We start from the raw sequence: 18434 nt of genomic DNA, 5'->3' as shown, positions 1-18434 counted from the left end.
TTAGAGGTCAAGGCATAGTCGCCCTTGACATATGTAGCCTCATAACCTTACATAATACTGGGGTTTTAGAATCGAAACCCATGATGTAGGCTAAACAAATCTTAACTTGTTGAATTAGTTAGGTTGTTTCGAGACAGGAGGATTGTATGTCTGTTGAAGAAATCCAGTCTTTGACGGATCGCGAATTGTGGACTTTAAAGGAATTTGTCGAAAATACTATACGCAAAAGTGGGACTGTTCTACTTGAACTATATGGTCGCGGTAACAGAAAGCTTAAATTTGATGACGAACTTGTGACAGACGCTGAAAACCGCGTTTGGGACATAATTGAGACTAAAATTGGCGGAAGCTTTGAGGGACATGGTTTCTTGAGGGAACTTAGTGAAGATCAGTTGAAGGGATCTTCCGTTCCCCGGTTCATCTGGATTGTAGACACACTTGATGGCGCGGCTTCATTCCAAGCGGGTTTTCCGGTCTGGGGCGTAAGCGCAGCTCTTTTTGAGAAGTTTTGGCCTGTGTTGGGGTTCCTTTATTTGCCCGTAACCGGAGAGCTATATTCAGCTTATGCCGGTAAAGAAGCTTTCTTGAATGACAGGCCGATTAAAGTGCGACAAGATCCGACCGTTGATAATGAGAGCCTGGTTCTTGTGTACTCACGGTTCCATCGTGATTTTAGCAGCAACTTCCCGGGTAAAATACGAAATCTTGGGTCTTCGGCCGGGCACCTGGCATATATTGCTAGAGGGGCCGCCGACGCATGTATAATGAAAAATTTGACCGTTCGGGATCTAGCCGCCGGAAGCATTATATTGGAAGCGGCGGGAGGCGAGATAAGGTACCTGAACGGAGCGCCTTTCCATGTAGGATCCTATTTGGATGGGCAGAGAATTGAAGAACCTCTTATTGCAGCTCCCAAGGGATGTTTCGATTATTTCGCTCAGTACTTTCACAAAACATGATGGCCCTGAATTAGGGGCAAATCAAGAGACGGAGCATAGATGAATACGATCGGTAAAAGATCAGAACACATCCTTGCGACTATTGTTTCCGAATACATCACTACCGGTGAACCTGTTGGCTCAAGGACTCTATCCAAGAAACTTGACATAGGCCTGTCAGCCGCTTCGATCAGGAATATTATGAGTGATTTAACGGATTCCGGATTTATTTCCCAGCCCCATGTCAGTGCAGGCCGTGTACCGACTGACTTGGGATACCGTTATTATGTAGACAGATTTCTGGAACCAGTCGGACTCAATGAAAATGAAGTAACAACAATAGAGTCGTGGATTGCCGCCGCAGGTATGGACATCAGGGATGTCTTCAAGCAGTCTTCGTGGGTGCTGGCTGACCTTTCAAAACAGACAGGAGTGGTGAGCGGTTCCCCAGCTACTGAACAGACCTTCAAAACCATAGATTTTATAAAAGTCGCTAAAGACAGGATACTCGTTGTTCTGGTTTCTACTACGGGGCTCGTCCAAAACAAGATGATTTATGACGATGAAGATATTTCACAAGTTACTCTTGAGTCTTGGAGTAGAATGTTAAATGATATTCTGAAAGATCTGGACTTGAAACAAGCGAGGGAGAGAATTGAACAGGAATTGAGTCATGAAAAAGCCAAATTTGACGCTATGTTGGCTAAAGCTCTGAGATTGGGACATATAATATTGTCGGATGACAACTCTTCCAGGGAAATATTTATCGAAGGTTCAGTTAACATTGTCGAAGACCTTGAATTTTCTCAGATTGAAAAAATAAAAGCAATTTTAATTACATTTGATCATAAGATCAAGCTTCTTAAATTATTAGACAAAACGTTAGCTGCCAGAGGAATTCAAATTTTTATTGGAGCTGAACACGGCATCAACGAAATGGAGTCATGCTCCGTAATAGCCTATCCAATCAAGGCTGAAGGGGCAATATTGGGAAGCATTGGAATCATCGGGCCCAAGAGAATGAATTATGGAAAGATTGTGCCTTTAGTGGGGGCCACCGCAATGGTTTTAACACGACTCTTAAAACGAATGATTGAAAAGGATTCTTAGAGGGCGCCTGTCTAATGCATGCAGTTTGTGAGATGTCGGTTGTTAACCTCTCTTTATCTCTGAAATCATTTCGTTGGCGGACATTATTCTAAAAAGAGGATTCAGCGCTGAATTTTCATAAATCTTTAGAGTCATTTCGTGTAATTCGGGTTTGTAGCATGCCGAAGCGTCGCTCACTATCACTGTATTGAAATCATTTTGTATAGCGTCCAGAGCAGTCAACAAAACACAGACATTTGTCATTATCCCACAAACTGCTACTGTTTCTATTTTCCAGGTCCGTAGAGTTTGGTCAAGATCCGTTTTATGAAACGCGCTCATTCGCCTCTTTAGTAAAATTGTATCAGAGGGTTCAGCATTAAGCTCCTCTATTGGCAAATCCCCGCCAGAGCCTCTTATGGCATGGGGCCTCATTTTCCCGCCGAAAATAAAATCACCCGCCATGAAACTGTCGCACGCGAATATTATGGGCTTGGCTGTAGATCGAAATGTTTCAATTAACTGATTAATGTTGGGGATTATTTTGCCTGCTTCATTGTCGAGAGCGGATCCCCTCGAGAGATTAACATTATCTTTTATCATATCTACGATTACGAGCGCATGACTCATTTTTTATTCCTGATAGCCGGATAGAGAATTTTTTTTAACAGAAAACTTTTAGACTACTTTTTCACTGAAGCCCAGATAGCATATACTGGATCACTAGGAATACCATATTTAAAATATTTGTCATCCGCCGGTCTTGGTTTCCCTTTACTTTCAGAATAGCCCACGATCTGAAGTTTTCCCGAAAGAGTAATAAATTTTTTTACCAAATCCATTCTGTCCTTTTCGAGAGTGAATTTCCAAATATTCACTGCTTTCGGCGGAAACATCCTGTTTGAGAACACCAATATGTGGATTCCCCCAGGTTTGAGAACTCTGCCAACCTCTGACAAAACATCTATTGGTCTGGTTAGATAATCTATTGAGACAGTATTTATAACCGCATCAAAAATATCATTTTCAAAAGGAAGTCTCGGGTCAACATTTAGATCGTGGATTATCCTGTGATTCAATCTAACGTTAGCCTCAAGCTCTTGTTCATTCAGGCCCAGTCCTGTAACGCTTTTTGGAACAAGTTCGTCTCTCAAATGTGAATCAGGCCCGGCCATCAAATCCAAAATATTTGACTCCTTAGGTATTAACCGCGCATAGATTTCCTCAACCGTGCTGAGCGCAAGAGAATCAAGATGACTAACAAGCCTGGGTTTCGAATAAAATTGTGTGTCGATATCTTCGTTATCTCGGAGAAAATCCGATTCATCAAAAAATTTTAAAGTTTCAGGCTCCATTTTTCACCAAAAGTTAGATAGGGCGCCAAAAAAGCGCCCTATCTACTAGAAGTCGTCAATTTGTTTTTTTAGAGACTACCCCAAATCAACTACTTGCACGCTAGATCCTTCAACGCGTCCGCTGACCAAACGGCAAGCGGCCCACAGGCTCCCCTTGAGTCTATACGACACCGGTAACCCGTTCTTTCGACGCCTTGACCATCCAGCACATCCCAACTCTTGACAAAATATGAGCATTCATCATTAAAACAAACGTGGTGAACCTCGCCGCCCCAACTAGACGCTTCAGGCGTGGTTATCGGATCCATATCAGATCCGCAGTGGGGGCACTTTAAACACTCCTTGGACATATTTTCTCCTCCTGCGTATCGCGCCGACACTAGGGTCGACGCTGTGAACAAGCTTTATCATCTTCAAACATCAGAACGTTTTCGGCTCTCGCCAGTCTTATCATCTTGTTCATTCCCAGCGATTAAGTCGACATCAATTAACTCTTGCAATTAAGGTAAGTATTTGTTCAAAATCTCGCAAGCCCCTTTTTGGTCAGTTTTATGTGATGATTTTCGGTGGTCAGTCTCAAACTTAGTTGGGTTGGCGCCGTCAGAATTTTAGCGAATTTGTTCCATGTAGCGCTTTTACGATGCCAATTGAGCAAAGGATCATTTGATGACCGATGAGACTTTGGAACAAATAATAATTAGAAGCCTCCAGGAGGGAGTCATTACAATAGAGTGTAATGGCTTAATTTCAGGAGTAAATCCCGCGGCTCTCAGAATCTTGGGAGTAACTAGCGAATCTGTACTGACTTTTTCTTTTGACACAACTGTGCCGCCGTCTCCAATAAACAGACCATTTTTAGATATATTTCAGGATCTTGTAAGTTATGGATCGATCACCACTTTTAGAGAAATCCGTTTGGTCCGTTTTGACGGGGCCACGATACAAGTGTCTGTCTCCAGCGCCGCCCTGGATATTACTGAGTGTATACCGGGCACAGAAAGTTATGTGGTGGTATTTCGTGATATTACGGCTATTAAGGGCCTGGAAATGGCGAAAAGAAAAGCCGCTGATCACCTGGCTCACGAACTCAAGACCCCTTTGTCCATCATTAAAGCTTGTTTTCAAGGTCTTACGCCAATCTGCGGTGCAGATCATAAAGCTAAATTGATGATTGATCGTGGGGAAAGAAATCTGGATCGACTTCTGTCCATCCAGGATTCTGTGGGGCAGGTTTTCTTTCCAAAAGTTCTGAAAAGTGAAAAGCTGCTTGTTCCAGAGAGCATCAACAATGTCATAGGGGATATACTCCATAATGCGAGACATCGTAACGTCAAATTAGAAAAGAATTTCAACTATTCGGGCTTTATATATTTTGATCTGGAATTATTACAGACCATTTTGGAAACCTTGATAAAAAACGCTATTGAGAATACCCCCGATCAGGGGTTGGTGGTTGTTACTTTAGATCAATCCTCTTCTCGTGATTTTCAAATTCTCGTTCATGACTACGGAGTAGGAATTCCAATTGGAGATTTCGAATTTATTTTTGAGGGATTTCACCACACTCAAGCCACGGACGAATATTCTACAAAAAAGCCTTTTGATTTCAACGCCGGCGGCAAGGGATTGGAACTTTTTCAGCTTAAGAATCTTTGTGAGATTCACAAATTGAGAATCGAGTTTCAAAGTCAACGGTGCCGATTCATCCCTGAAACAACTGATCATTGTCCTGGAAGCATAGATCAGTGTCCCTACGTTCAAAATCCTGAAGAATGTTTTGGTTCCGGTTTCTCCATTTTTAGCGTAAGTTTTTCAAACTTGACTAACCAAGATTGAAGTTTTCACGAATTCTAAAGTCCAGGGAAGACATTGTTATGGATAGAGAGCTTTTTTCAAGATTGGATCGCATGTTTTATCCTCGTTCCGTCGCCGTGGTGGGGGCTGGAGTTGACCCTACCAAAGTAGGCCACGCTGTCATGGACAGTCTTGTAACAGGGAAGTATGAGGGAGCGGTATACCCCATTCATACAAGGCATGAGCGAGCATTCGACTATCCAGTGTTTAAGGATATATCGGATTTGCCTGAAACTCCTGATTTGGCTGTCGTGGCGTTAAATCAAGGCGCTTCCATAAAAATGGTTAAAAGACTGAACGATCTTGGGGTCTCTGGAGCAGTGGTGTTGGCAGGGGGATACGCTGAAATGGGGGACGAAGGCCGGAGATTACAAGAGGACCTAATTCAGGCGGCGGGTCACATGCCAATAATAGGTCCGAACACTCTGGGCTTTATCAATACCCATTCCAAATTAAATGTTACTTTTTATCCTCGAGTTCTCTGTCCAGGTAATATTTCTTTTTTGAGCCAAAGTGGTGGAATTGGATTATCGATTAAAGCACAGGCGCACGATCAAGGCGTGGGATTTTCGAAATGGATTGGGGTTGGGAATAGAGCCAACATGGAATTTCATGATTGGCTCGATTATCTCAATATGGACGACCACACAAAAGTAATCGGAATTTTTTCGGAGGGTTCAGGCGCGCCACGGGCAATGATCGAGGCTTTGAAAAGAGTTTCAGCTAAAAAGCCTGTTGTAATTTATAAGGGCGGCCAGGGAGAATTCGCCGATAAAGTCACGATAACACATACCGGCGCAGCGGCAGGTTCGGCTCGGGTCTGGCGTGGCGCAATTAAACAGTCCGGGGTTGAAATAGCTCAATCTGTGAATGAGCTTGTTTGCATGTGCAAGGCATTGTCCATAGGAGATGTTCCTAAAGGAAAATCCATAGGAATTTTTACTCATACCGCTGGACCGAGTATTGTGGCGTGGGACGTGCTCCAGCGTGATCCTTCGTGCAGACTCGCTGATTTGAGCGAAAGAACTCTTCTGGATATCGCCACAATCCTGGGCCCCTCGGTACCGGTAGTTTACAAGAATCCCGTGGACGGGGCTGCGGGAGCTTTTTTGACAAAACCTTTTCACGATATTGCTGAAGTAATTCTAAAGGATGAAGATGTTGATTGCCTGCTGGCGATTTTTTGTGAACACAAGAATTGGCCGTATCCGACAAAAGCGTTGATAGAAGTGAAAAATCGTTTTTCAAAGCCTGTCGTGGCGTGTTTCATAGGCTCCATAGGAGCGATGGAGCCTGACAGATCCTTTTTGCATGATTCAGGCATACCAACATATTCCTCTCCCGAAGAAGCCGCTTGGGGTTTAAAGAGCCTGCTAACCAGAAGTGGGACGTCACTTACGGACTAACGTTCTGAAGCCTGTGATGGCTATATTTCTGCCGGCATTGGAACCGTCTCGCCTGTAAGAATGCAGCCTTTCCTTATTACAAAAGGAACACATTTTGAGAAAATAGATGTTTTCTTGAGGAATCCCTAAAGTTGTGAGTTCCCGGTAATTTACTCCTGGTAAATCAAGGTGTTTTTTTCTCGAATCAGGTTTAGTCTGTTGCGTAGAAGGAAATGTAAATTCCGACGCCCACGGAATACTTGACATCAATGGATCCAGAACAATTTCATCCACTTGATAGCAACATGAGCCAATCGCAGGGCCAATAGAGGCAATAAGGTTTTTGTTTTTTATCCCGAAAAAATTTTTTAACGTAACAACGACTTTTTTCGTTATCCGCAAAACCGTTCCTTTCCAACCGGCGTGAATCGCCGCAGAAATTCTTGTTACCGGGTCAATGATAAGAATAGGAACGCAGTCCGCTGTTTTTACCGAAGGATATAGCCCGGAATTGACTGATATTATCGCATCCGCTTTTAATGAGGTTTGAGGAATATGATCCAGGATAAGTATCTCTTCACCGTGCACTTGATCACATTCAATTATCTTTGAGCGTTCTACTTTTAGGCTCTCACAGAGAGATTCGAGATTATTTTCCGCATCACATTTTCCCGAGTTGTCGGAATTTAAATTTTTGAGCGATTCAACAGGATAAGTTGGAGTTTTTTGTAAACGCAGTGAAAAGGCCATAATAGCTCCAAAAGATTCCACTTGGTCCAAGAGACAGGCCTGATTGGTTATTCTAATGGCGCTTGATTTCTCGATGTCCTGGCTCCTTTTCATTTCTTCAAAGATTCTTTTTAAATTTTATCTCGGTTATTTATTCCAAAAAATTCCAGCCATTCAGACACATCTTCTATTTTTGGATTGGGGTCTTTCGTTTCATTTTCTGCGATAGAATCAATTTGTGACAATTCAGATCTAAACGCTTCTCTAGAAATGACTTTAGCCCCAAAAGACGAAACACAAGATCTTAACTCTCTGTCTGACGAGACTACCGTGATATCCCTAGAGTATGACGCGGTTCTAACCATATCTTTTATTCTATCATCTGCGGAATGTCCGGCCTTGGCGTAAAATATTTTAACACCCTTAAAAGCGGCGCCATCAGGGCAGAGGTTGTCTTCAACACCATCAAATACTATTTTGACCTTCTTTCGTGTCTTGGCCACATATTTGACCATTTTGAGCACTAAATTCTTTCTGAGAGTGGCCCAAGATGAAGATTTAATTTTTTGTCCGATAAGATTGTTGCCGTCGATTATGATAATCACAAAAGCCGCCTTTTTTGTCCTCCGTCAATCGATTAATCTGATTGACACCTTGATTGACAACAATAACACAAGATGAGAAAACTAATTTGTTTCTTCTAACATTCCGATCATAGACTCAACGAGGGGTTTCAAGCATATCGTGACTCAAAATCTTTCCAGAATTCGAAACATTGGGATTATGGCGCATATTGACGCTGGGAAAACCACTTTGACTGAACGAATTCTATTCTACACCAAGAAAATTCATAAAATCGGAGAGGTCGACGATGGCTCCGCTACTATGGACTATATGCCACAGGAACAGGAAAGAGGGATCACTATAACTTCTGCTGCAACTGTATTTAACTGGAATAATTACGAGATTCATCTGATAGACACTCCTGGTCACGTTGATTTCACAATTGAAGTGGAACGAAGCTTAAGGGTTTTGGACGGAGTTGTAACAGTAATATGCGCTGTGGGTGGAGTTGAGCCGCAAACCGAAACTGTATGGCATCAGGCTGAAAAATACAACGTTCCTCGTATCGCGTTTGTAAATAAATTGGACCGAATCGGGGCTGATTTTAACCGAGCGATCTCCATGATGAAAGAAAGGTTGGGGGCGAACCCTATTCCCGTACAGATTCCGATGATGGACGGTGAAAATTTTAAAGGTGTAATAGATCTTCTCGGTTTTAGAGCAATCATCTGGGACAGTGAATCAAAAGGGGAAACATTCAAAATTATTGATATTCCGCCGGAGTTTTTGGACTCGGCTGAATCCGCTAGGCGGTTGATGCTGGAAGCAGCGGCTGAACAGGATGAGGACCTTCTTGAATATTATCTTGAAAACGATTCGCTGGACGAAAAACAGGTTCTTTCTGGACTTCGAAAGGGGACAATCGCTAACAAGATTGTGCCCATTCTGTGCGGTTCAGCTCTAAAAAATCAGGGTGTTCAACCTGTAATTGACGCTATAATCGATTTTCTTCCTTCGCCTTTGGATGTTCCCCCCATAAGTGGTGTCAATCCGCAGACCGGCCTGGAGGAAGTTCGTCATCCAAAATTACGCGATCCCCTTTGCGCTCTGGCCTTCAAGGTAATAATGGATCAAGGCCGAAAAACGGTGTTTGTGAGAGTTTATTCCGGAGAATTGGCCGCTGATAGCGAAATCCTGAATGCTACCAGGGGTGTTAAGGAAAGAGTCGCAAGGTTGTTTCTGACGCATGCGAACAAAAGGGAAAAAATAAAATCCGCCACCGTAGGCAGTATAGCCCTTGTAGTTGGACTTAAAGAAACCAAAACAGGCGACACTCTTACAAGCCCATTAGCTCCTTTGATCCTGGAATCCGTAGAGACTTATTTACCGGTGATATCGATAGCAATAGAGCCTCAAACCAGATCAGATCAGGAAAAATTGATTTTCTGTCTGGACAAGATATCGCAGGAAGATCCATCTTTTGTGTATGCGGAAAATGTCGAAACTGGGCAATTGCTCATTTCAGGCATGGGCGAATTACATCTGGAAATAATAGTCGATCGACTTCGCAGAGAATACAACGTTGAAGTCCAAACAGGAAAACCTCAAGTAGTTTACAAGGAATCTGTTTCAAGCCGAGCCGAGGCAAGGGTAGTCTTTGACCGGGAAATTCATGATGTTAGACATTTTGGTGATGTTACCTTGTCAGTCGCAAGTGGAGACCGAGGATCAGGTTTTGTATTTGAGGCTTCCGAGAAAATTCGCCAACTCGTCCCGGAATTAATTCAGCACATTGAGAACGGCGCTCGGGAAGCTACTCTTGCCGGCGCGATCGCCGGAAATGAAGTTGTGGATTTGATTGTAAAGCTTGAGGATATTGGAACTGATCCGTCGAATATGTCTCCTCTTGGGGTTAAAGTCGCAGCGTCTCAAGCGTGTAGAGAAGCTTGTGAAAAGGCGGGACCAATAATTTTGGAACCTTTTATGAGTGTGGAAGTCGTGGTTCCGGAAGAGTTTGTAGGAGAGGTCATCGCTGATTTGAACAGTCGCCACGGACGGTTGGAAGAAATTACCCCGAGGGGAAAGATATCAGTAATGAAGGCGATTTCTCCTTTAGCAAACATGTTCGGCTATTCGACTTCCTTGCGATCTATAACTCAAGGTCGTGGTATTTTCTCGATGCAGTATTCACGCTATGATGTCAAACAATAACTTTCAATTGAGTTTATCCCAGATTTTTTTAATTTTTTGTTCTATCAGGATTTCTTAAAAAATTCGCGCGGTCCACCTACATTTATAAATGATGAGTTAAAGTTACGATATAATGAATGGTATTCAGATATCCTGTGCCATTTTTTAAGATATCCATGCGGGAGATCTTCACGTTCTTCTACACTGCTCCAGCCCCCGGGAACCGGATATGCGTAATATGGTAAATGTTTTGGAATTCCTCGAATCAGGACGACCTCTGGAATTTTCCATTCTCTCAAGGCCATATAAATCCTGTGCATGCCGTCATTTATCAGTAAATGAACCGAACCATCCAATTCAATGGATTCTTCAACAATGGGAGGTAATAAATCCACTGGATCTTCACTGTCATCAATTGTGAGTCTTACAAAACCATTGAGTTCAAATATGTTTATCCCGTATTCTTCCAACGCCCATTTTAATTCTCTTACTTTTTTCAGTTCTTCTCTGAGGATATAATTTTGCGGTGGAGCCATAAACTCAGGCCTAATTTTTTCCAGCGATATATAGGTGTCGCTATAAATTGTTGTCTGAGGCGCGTTTAGCATAGTGACTTTTCTGAGCTTCAAAATTAATTCATCAACTGTAAATTGTTGCGCTTTTGTTATTTTCATGTTCTCTCATCCAGAAAATCGTTGTGTTAAAAAATGAGTATGTTTTTAGAAGTCTTTAAGAAATAAAGTCAGCGGTTCTTCTTTTAACTCCGAACTCTGTTTTGGATCCGTAGCTATCAACTTACGGGTAGAATCATCGAGTAAAGTTCTTATCATAAGCTCCTTGGCTTCATTTGAGATGTATATTTGTTTAAATACCTTTATTTCTTTATTTGTTTCCATGATTTGACGCCAGAAACGGTCAAAATCTTTGTTCTTGGAATCATAAGCTGATTCATAATATATTTCACTGATACCTGCCTGGATCAGTTGTTTGAAACACCAGTTACATGGCTCTAATGTGCAATAAAGAGTGGCGTTCTCCAGTGATGTGCCGAACCTGGCCGCTTGGTTGACCGCATTGACTTCAGCATGACTTGAAAGACAATAATTGTATTTTTCCGCGTCATGGGCTCCTATAGCTCGTCGTAAACAAAAATCCGGCCCTTTGTCGGAACAGTGTGGAGCGCCGTGTACCGCTCCATTATAACCAGTGGCCAAGATCCTATTATTCCTGACAATTACCGCTCCTATTTTTCTCGAATTGCAAGTAGAACGCGCGCTTACCAATTTCGCTAGCATCATGAAGTATTCATGCCACGTCGGTCTATTCATTCTGGACACCTTTTTAAATAGCTCCCAATGGATTTGTTCAATAACTATAGAGGTTGCACAAGATCACGAATTCGGCCTGACTCGTTGTCTTCGATAAAAATCTGACCTAGTGTTTCACTTGCTTTGCATACATTATCCCATCTCTTGATTCTTTCATCAGGGTTTTTGGCGAATATAAAGAAATCTTCCCTGTCAGGAATTTTCTCCCCAGGCAGCATCTTCAAAAACTCCTTGCTTGGGTAGATTTGGAGCACTCTGTCCAAGGTCTTAACAGATGGTTTTTTCCAGGAAAGTTTCTTGTCAAACCACCCAGGCGTTATTTTCTCCTGATAATGAAAAAACAGGGTCAGCCCGTCCGCAGGATAGTAATCCTCGTTTAGTTGATAATTTATTAATCCTCCATCCCGGTATACGCCTCTAGGAGCGCCGGAAATTCGGGAAACCCCTCGAATAAAATATGGCAGAGAACCCGTTGCCAAAGCTACGTCTTTAAGATTTTCCTCATCCATGTGGATGGCTGTTCCTTTGAAACCTGCAGAAATAAAATCAGGCTTTCGAGGTCCGGTGTAAAAAATTGCTTTTTCATAGAAAGGCTTCATCAAATCGGAACTGAACAAATTTAATCCCGCTGAAACGATTAGCGCCATGCCCTCAATTCGAACATTTTCGGAAGCGGCAATATTTTTTGACCGCACTGTGTGAATCGCCAGATCAAATTTAGGGTGATTCAATATGTATGGGATATCCCGATCATCTATAAAACTTTCCACATTTGCCCTGATTTTCATAGCCACGCTCAATGGGTTGTCTTGAGCCGTGAAAACATTTCTCGAATAACTGTACCTCAATTTTTCGTACGCGCTTAACGGATCCGTGCAGGCCATGGCCAGACATCTCCACGCTCCTGCGGAAGAGCCCGCCAAAAGCACGCGTTTGAAAGAAGATTTTTCCAGGAATTTTGATTCAATGACAGTACGATCAAAACCCACTGAAACAAACCATTTAGGGCCACCTGCCGGTCCTGTGAATACGCGTACGCGTTCAGGTTTTAGTCCTTCGTCCCTTATAATTGGCAAAATACCGGGACCAGCTTTGTAACAAAGCAGATTCTTCATTATGAAACTAGGATACCATGGATTTTATTCATTTCTCTACTGTCAACATCTTAATTACATAATATCAATATGTTGCTATGATAAGCTACTCTCCATATATCGAAAATATATAAGTTTTTATGCCTAACATATTCATTTAAAAGCATCATTTTTTTCTTGACAATAAAATGTATTCATATAATACGTGAAATTAGTTAGTTGCAGTGTTGGAAAGGGTATGTTGAGAAGTTATTACCCTACCAATTAGTTTTCATTAGTTTTTCCAACTTAACATTTAATCGTCTTCGATTATGAGCTGGTTCTTATGTCCAATATTGGAATTGGTTTCTGTCAAACCAGGGCCATCCAGGAAAGAAGGATCAGTAGTTAGACAAATTTAGAGATGCTTTTCTCTAGTTCGAACTCACAGATACGATATTTTAGAAGAGCATGCTTAAAGTTTAGTCTGATCATGTTTTACTTTAATAGTTAATTAATCCCTTAATTTTAGAGATTTATTGTAATATCTGTAAAATTAATATTAAGAAATATTGTTAATTTATTAATATATAATCAATATGTTGTGTTTAATAAGTTGTTTCTAATAAAAAAACACAATATATGGTTAATTTTATCTTTTTTCCTTGACAATTTTTCGTGGAAAATATTTAAGCATTACCAGTGAGTTCGATCTGGGAGGACAGCGCAATGAAAAGAAGCACTGTTATGCTACTGGTATGTCTAGTATTTTTCAATTCTGCATTAATTGCATACTCTTACGAAAACCAACATTCTATTAATGTTGTCGTCGACCCTGGTGGTAATCAGTCATATAACACTGAACCCGCCTCGTATGCTCCATCGTCCGAGTTCTTTCAAGCTTCTGCTATCCCTGCGTCAGGCCCCGGACCACAATTGGCTGCATTCAGACCTCATATAGGATACGCCCGGCCAATTACAAAAGTCAGGCCTGCGGCATGTCCACCCTTGGTAGCCTGCGGGTCGAAACCTGACCCCCCTTGTATTCTTCCAAGAAGGATGCCGAGGCAGTGGGAAATCAGCGCTCAAGCTTTTTTCGCCAAGCTTAGCGGGACTATTCAATGGCCTGCGGTGGTAAATGGGCTAACCACCACAGAAGCGAGTATTACTGATGACCTTGGGCTCCCGAAGCATCCAGTGCTTGGTGAATATTCGGCCTATTATCAAATAAACTGGAATTGGTCGATATACTACTCAATAATGCCTATAAGCCTAAGCGCCACTACTACAGCGAACCGGTCATTTAATATCGGTTTCTGGAATGTTACTGCCGGTAATCAGGTTCGTACCGACTGGAATTTCATTTATCAACGCCTGGGCTTGATGTATACGGCCATCAACACGTGTAACGCCAATTTATCGATTTACACCGCCTGGTTGTATAACCCTCAGGAGTTCAAGGTGTCTTGTTCGGTTTGTCCAACCTGGCCGGCCAGTAAACTGGATAGAGATCGGCAGATGTTGATGTCGGGTATAGACCTGAAAAAGTGCATTCGTACTCTTTGCAATGGCTCGACTTTGTCTTGCGATACCAAAGCCAGTATTGGCTACCTGGACAATACGCTGGTTTTGGACATACAGCCAGGTATGAGATTCAGTGTTCCTCTAAATTGCGGTAGATGGGGTTTTGTGAAAGGTGGTTACAGGTGGTTGAATTTCAACGAGAGCCGTAACGATCTTAAGATGAATCTGTATCTTGAGGGTGGTTTTGTTGAAGGTGGATTGATTTTTTAGGATCTCTTCAGCTTGAATGGCGCCGGCTCTGAATGTCCCTTCATGTGAAATTGGGTTTAAACTCTCCCTAGACTGAATGTCCCGAAAGTCTGGGAAACCATAGGGTTATAAAGCCCTCCTCCGGCGCCATTCATTATTTACCTTAACCCTAGAAAAATGAAAAGCCCGAAAACGGCTTAATATGCCGCCCCTTTCTGGGCTTTTCACGAAGTGAAAGGGTATGTTGAGAAGTGCATTCTTCCTACCATATTTCTTCCAACAGGCAAGTCTTTTTTCACTTTTCCAGATAATTTTTTTTCCAGTCTTTTTTTAAATATCCCTCATTGATTATAAAAAATTACCTTCAATTAGTGATTTACATAATTTTCCAAATGTGATATATTAAAAACACTCGAGGGTTTTTACCCTTACATTGCCCTTTTTAAGGAGGCTGTGGGATGATCGACAGACCAAGTGAAGAGCGACGTCCCGATTTGAATATTCCAAAATCCAGCCCTGGTTGGAGCAAAGTTCATTCCTGGGTATTTTTGGGGATTATTGCGGTGTCTTTTTTGATCTTGGGAATTCAAAATCGATACCACTACTTGAGCCCGGTAGGTTTAGGAAAGGCTTATAGGATTGACAAACTCTTCGGTGGCATCCAGGAATTTGATCCTCAAAGAGGTTGGATAATCGCCCAACTTCAGGCAATGGCTCCTCCAAACGCCATGTCCATGTTGGAACCATCCGCTTCTGGCCCTCAGCTCCCTCAGGTAGCCCCGTTGAATATGCCGGCGGCTACTGCGCCTGTTATTGACAAAAGCCCTGAGACGCCTCCTGTTGCTGCCATTGCGCCAAAGGAAGAGGTGGTTACGGCTCCAAAAGAAACTGTGATTTCTCCTAATAATTCTGTTCCGGCAACCGTCAATGCTGTTAAACCGCCGGAAAATCAATTGACCTCAGAACAACGACTTCAATTATTTCAAAAGACTTTCCCTGATTTTGGGGAAGACGAGTATCAGTTGGCCAATGACGATCTTTTCCCTGATTGGAAAAAGCGGTTTGCGCCAAATGGTACCTGGGCTGATTTTTTAATGACTTATAAGGATTTCATTAAATGGTGGAATGACGCCGGGAATCCGGCGGAATCGGGTACAAAGCTCTGGCAGGAGTATTTAGCGGCTAGAGGAAGGAGTTAGAGGGTCTGTCGTTCCGTTTGCGTGATTCAACCGGGCCGTGAGCGGTTGGAATTCTGTTCAATATCCATTGTTAAATGGAGAGGTCGGATCAAAACACTTGATGGTGTCTGTCCGGCCTTTTTCTTTTTTTGTTCATGTATTTTTATAGGTAGCGAAAATCATTCTTCCTGCTGTGGTTTGTAACACGCTTGTCACTGTAGCATCCATAGTCTTTCCCATGAATTTTTTGCCGTTGTCTATTACAACCATCGTGCCGTCATCAAGGTATGCGACACCCTGCCCCGGTTCTTTCCCTTCTTTTATCACTTGGACTTTCATTGTCTCGCCGGGCAACACTATGGGTTTAAGAGCATTAGCCAGTTGATTGATATTCAGTACCTGTATGGATTGAACTTCCGCAACCTTATTCAAATTAAAGTCGTTTGTTATTATTGAACAGTTCAATTCCTTGGCCAATTGAATCAATTTTTGGTCAACTTCTTTAACTGATGGATAATCTGCGTCAGAGATTATGATCTTCACGTAGGCTTGTTTTTTTATTTTATTGAGTATATCCAGACCTCTTCGCCCACGTGTTCTTTTCGTAGACTCGCTGGAGTCTGCTATGGTTTGTAATTCCTGCAACACAAATTGTGGGATTATAAGATCACCGTCCATAAAACCTGTTTCACATATATCGGAAATTCTGCCATCAATTATTACGGATGTGTCCAAGACTCCTACTATTTTACGAACGCCGGAGTCTGGAGTCCCTATGTTCTCGCGGAATTCCCGTGTCTTTGCGGAACCAAGCTGAATCCCTGTCAAAATGAAAACAATTGTTAGAAGGCAAATCAACGGCCCTAGTATGTCTGGGTTATCAATTATGGAAGATACACTCCAGATCAATATCACACTTGATATTAGTCCTGTTATAGCTCCAATAACCGCCCCAACTATTTTAAAAACGTCTGAACTCAACCAGATGTGAAGTAATTTGAGTGTCCCCAATCCCAGAACTACGAAAAATATGATTCCTAAAAATATTTGTTCAAGTGAATTAAAGAGAGAATAACTGATGAGAGAACCGAAGAAGACATAACTTGCCAGAATAATCGATGAGATTATCTTACTAAGCGGCAAAAAGAGATCCTTTCAGTTTATGATCCACCATTTTTATTTCATGAAGTAGTCAGCAGTCTTTAGCGCATTCGTTCAGATTAAAGCCGCTTCTTTGAAAGATACTGTTTAACGTACGCTCTATCTCCGTTTCATCAGTTTGTTTTGCGATAGACAGTTCTTTGATAAGTAAATTGTAGGCTTGGTCAAAAAGCCTTCTTTCCCCATGTGAAAGGTCTTTGCTTTCTTTCAGTAGACTCAAGTCCCGGTAAACTTCCGCCGCCTGGAATATGCTTCCGCTACGCATTTTGTCCTGGTATTCCCGATGCCTGCGGTTCCAAGTCTGGGAATCAGTTTTCATTCCGCGTTTTTTGAGGATGTCGATAACCTGACAAACTTCACTTTCATCAACTATCTTTCGTACGCGGTTGGACTCGACTTTGTCAATTGGGAGTTTAATTACTGGTTTTTCATTGGCGGTTTTTATTTCCGTTTCCAATATGTAGCAGAGTTGATCAGAGGTCCCAATTTTTTCTTTTCTGATTCCAATGATTCTCGCTACCCCGTGAACCGGGTACACCACAACATCTCCGATCTTGAACATTACCCAGCTCCCTTTCTTTGCGGTTCAGTGATCGGCTCAGATCTAGGTCCGGAAAAAAATTAACCCATCAGAGAGGCGCTTTTTAAGGCGTTTTTGGTGACTTAATAAGTTTTTTCGGTTAAGGTTTCGCCATAAGGGCCTTGTTAAAAGGATCCCGCTCGACCATTTCCTACCCCACTAGAGGTTTCACCGAAAATGAGATTATACAAGTTATAGTAGCTTGTCAACATAAAAGCACAATATGGAGTAATTATGGAATCATGCGTTGTTTGTTTTGTAACCGTGGATACCCGCGAAAATGCTGAAATTATCGCGTTTTCCTTAGTTCAGGAAAAAATTGCAGCGTGTGTAAATATAATTTCTCAAATCAGATCAATATATACATGGAAAAATAAAATATTTGATGAAAACGAATTTCTGCTTATTATCAAAACCAAATACTCCCTATTTGAAACACTTAAGAATCGGGTTAGACAGGCGCATCCTTATGAGACTCCCGAAATAATTTGTATTAAAATTCTTGATGGGCTTCCCGAATATTTAAACTGGATTAATGACTCAACTCAAAACATGTCCTGACCTGATTGCAATCCTTTCGGAAGGCGCGCGATTTTTACGGATTCCCGTTCGGAAAGCTGCTTTTTCCAAAATGATATCTTACATTGATTTGCTGATATCCTGGAATAAAAAGGTCAATTTGACTTCCATCACGGATCCCAAGAGAATTGCGGTCGTTCATTTTTTAGATTCTTTGACGATTCTTAAAGTCTGGGAAGACACATCAGGGAAAAAACTCTTGGATATTGGATCTGGCGCGGGTTTTCCGGGATTAGTTCTGAAAATTGCTGACGATTCTATAAAACTCACTTTGCTGGATAAAAGTTCAAAAAGAATCGTTTTCATGAAACATATAGCCAAAGAACTTGGTTTATCCGATATTCGTTTTGTAAACCGAACGACGCAGGATTATTTCTCTTCTCAAACAAATTGCTTATTCGATGTTGTTACGTTCAGGGCGCTCCCGAAAGGTAGCCTACATTCCTTAGATGCAAATAGGTTTTTGCTGTCACATGGATCACTGATACGAATGTACTCTGAGGCGCCTGCTTCGCTCGAATCAGAATTTTTATTCCTCAATGAATACCGCCGTTGGGAAGGTTTTTTGCCATATCTTAATCTGAAAAGGACGGTCATTAGATACTCTCTTCCTTAGTTATGAATGGATCTATCTAAAAGTAATTAAATTTAGACATGT

General features: G+C 41.9%; 19 protein-coding genes. 9 read left to right on the top strand and 10 right to left on the bottom strand.

Features of this window, described 5'->3' with window-relative positions; genetic code table 11:
• Nucleotides 1–146 precede the first annotated feature (146 nt).
• Nucleotides 147–959, top strand: a complete 813-nt coding sequence (locus WC647_05685) for an inositol monophosphatase family protein (protein MFA6221787.1) — start codon at nt 147–149, stop codon at nt 957–959.
• A 39-nt stretch (nt 960–998) separates the two neighbouring features.
• A complete protein-coding gene (hrcA, locus tag WC647_05680) occupies nt 999–2048 on the top strand; it encodes a heat-inducible transcriptional repressor HrcA (protein ID MFA6221786.1) in 1050 nt (349 codons plus the stop codon).
• Between the two features lie 42 nt (nt 2049–2090).
• Here hrcA and WC647_05675 read toward each other — a convergent pair whose 3' ends face one another.
• The 3 genes from WC647_05675 to WC647_05665 all read right to left on the bottom strand — a co-directional run bounded on the left by WC647_05675 (nt 2091) and on the right by WC647_05665 (nt 3732).
• Nucleotides 2091–2657 (bottom strand): isochorismatase family cysteine hydrolase, encoded by a 567-nt coding sequence (locus WC647_05675; GenBank protein MFA6221785.1) that lies wholly within the window; start codon nt 2655–2657, stop codon nt 2091–2093.
• A 53-nt stretch (nt 2658–2710) separates the two neighbouring features.
• Entirely contained in the window at nt 2711–3202 is a 492-nt protein-coding gene (locus WC647_05670) for a methyltransferase domain-containing protein (protein ID MFA6221784.1), read from the bottom strand.
• 269 nt (nt 3203–3471) lie between these two features.
• Entirely contained in the window at nt 3472–3732 is a 261-nt protein-coding gene (locus tag WC647_05665; protein MFA6221783.1) for an ogr/Delta-like zinc finger family protein, read from the bottom strand.
• A 316-nt stretch (nt 3733–4048) separates the two neighbouring features.
• Between WC647_05665 and WC647_05660 the strand changes: the two genes are divergently transcribed.
• Both WC647_05660 and WC647_05655 read left to right on the top strand, forming a co-directional pair.
• Nucleotides 4049–5218 carry an ATP-binding protein gene (locus WC647_05660; GenBank protein ID MFA6221782.1) on the top strand — a complete coding sequence of 390 codons (1170 nt, stop codon included), beginning with the start codon at nt 4049–4051 and terminating at the stop codon, nt 5216–5218.
• 38 nt (nt 5219–5256) lie between these two features.
• Complete coding sequence (locus WC647_05655) at nt 5257–6642, top strand: CoA-binding protein (GenBank protein MFA6221781.1); 1386 nt, start codon at nt 5257–5259, stop codon at nt 6640–6642.
• Here the strand turns inward: WC647_05655 and pgeF are convergent.
• On the bottom strand, nt 6628–7464 hold the full coding sequence (pgeF, locus tag WC647_05650) for a peptidoglycan editing factor PgeF (protein MFA6221780.1): 837 nt from the start codon (nt 7462–7464) through the stop codon (nt 6628–6630). The genes WC647_05655 and pgeF overlap by 15 nt on opposite strands.
• A 17-nt stretch (nt 7465–7481) precedes the next feature.
• Entirely contained in the window at nt 7482–7955 is a 474-nt protein-coding gene (locus WC647_05645; protein MFA6221779.1) for an NYN domain-containing protein, read from the bottom strand.
• A gap of 139 nt (nt 7956–8094) precedes the next feature.
• Between WC647_05645 and fusA the strand changes: the two genes are divergently transcribed.
• Nucleotides 8095–10125, top strand: a complete 2031-nt coding sequence (gene fusA, locus WC647_05640; protein MFA6221778.1) for an elongation factor G — start codon at nt 8095–8097, stop codon at nt 10123–10125.
• 44 nt (nt 10126–10169) lie between these two features.
• Here fusA and WC647_05635 read toward each other — a convergent pair whose 3' ends face one another.
• The 3 genes from WC647_05635 to WC647_05625 are packed head-to-tail and all read right to left on the bottom strand — an operon-like array spanning nt 10170 to nt 12547.
• Nucleotides 10170–10778, bottom strand: coding sequence for a hypothetical protein (locus WC647_05635; protein ID MFA6221777.1), 609 nt, complete (start codon nt 10776–10778; stop codon nt 10170–10172).
• 45 nt (nt 10779–10823) lie between these two features.
• Nucleotides 10824–11432 carry a dCMP deaminase family protein gene (locus tag WC647_05630; GenBank protein ID MFA6221776.1) on the bottom strand — a complete coding sequence of 203 codons (609 nt, stop codon included), beginning with the start codon at nt 11430–11432 and terminating at the stop codon, nt 10824–10826.
• A gap of 44 nt (nt 11433–11476) precedes the next feature.
• The gene (locus WC647_05625; protein ID MFA6221775.1) at nt 11477–12547 is read right to left on the bottom strand and encodes a hypothetical protein; all 1071 of its coding nucleotides are present in this window, start codon (nt 12545–12547) and stop codon (nt 11477–11479) included.
• A 687-nt stretch (nt 12548–13234) separates the two neighbouring features.
• Between WC647_05625 and WC647_05620 the strand changes: the two genes are divergently transcribed.
• Nucleotides 13235–14299, top strand: a complete 1065-nt coding sequence (locus WC647_05620; GenBank protein ID MFA6221774.1) for a hypothetical protein — start codon at nt 13235–13237, stop codon at nt 14297–14299.
• Between the two features lie 437 nt (nt 14300–14736).
• Nucleotides 14737–15477 carry a hypothetical protein gene (locus tag WC647_05615; GenBank protein MFA6221773.1) on the top strand — a complete coding sequence of 247 codons (741 nt, stop codon included), beginning with the start codon at nt 14737–14739 and terminating at the stop codon, nt 15475–15477.
• 132 nt (nt 15478–15609) lie between these two features.
• Here the strand turns inward: WC647_05615 and WC647_05610 are convergent, their stop codons facing one another.
• Both WC647_05610 and WC647_05605 read right to left on the bottom strand, forming a co-directional pair.
• Nucleotides 15610–16599 carry a PIN domain-containing protein gene (locus tag WC647_05610; GenBank protein MFA6221772.1) on the bottom strand — a complete coding sequence of 330 codons (990 nt, stop codon included), beginning with the start codon at nt 16597–16599 and terminating at the stop codon, nt 15610–15612.
• A gap of 49 nt (nt 16600–16648) precedes the next feature.
• Complete coding sequence (locus WC647_05605; GenBank protein MFA6221771.1) at nt 16649–17179, bottom strand: CarD family transcriptional regulator; 531 nt, start codon at nt 17177–17179, stop codon at nt 16649–16651.
• Between the two features lie 252 nt (nt 17180–17431).
• Here WC647_05605 and cutA point away from each other — a divergent pair, with 252 nt between their 5' ends.
• Both cutA and rsmG read left to right on the top strand, forming a co-directional pair.
• Nucleotides 17432–17758 carry a divalent-cation tolerance protein CutA gene (cutA, locus tag WC647_05600; GenBank protein MFA6221770.1) on the top strand — a complete coding sequence of 109 codons (327 nt, stop codon included), beginning with the start codon at nt 17432–17434 and terminating at the stop codon, nt 17756–17758.
• Between the two features lie 70 nt (nt 17759–17828).
• Nucleotides 17829–18392: a 16S rRNA (guanine(527)-N(7))-methyltransferase RsmG gene (rsmG, locus tag WC647_05595; GenBank protein ID MFA6221769.1), complete on the top strand. Its 564-nt coding sequence runs from the start codon at nt 17829–17831 to the stop codon at nt 18390–18392.
• Nucleotides 18393–18434: the final 42 nt, after the last annotated feature.

It is taken from the genome of Desulfomonilaceae bacterium, from assembly GCA_041662605.1.
Lineage (GTDB): Bacteria > Desulfobacterota > Desulfomonilia > Desulfomonilales > Desulfomonilaceae > CAJBEZ01.
The sequence above is the reverse complement of the archived record's forward strand: the minus strand, read 5'-3'. Positions and strand labels throughout refer to the sequence as shown.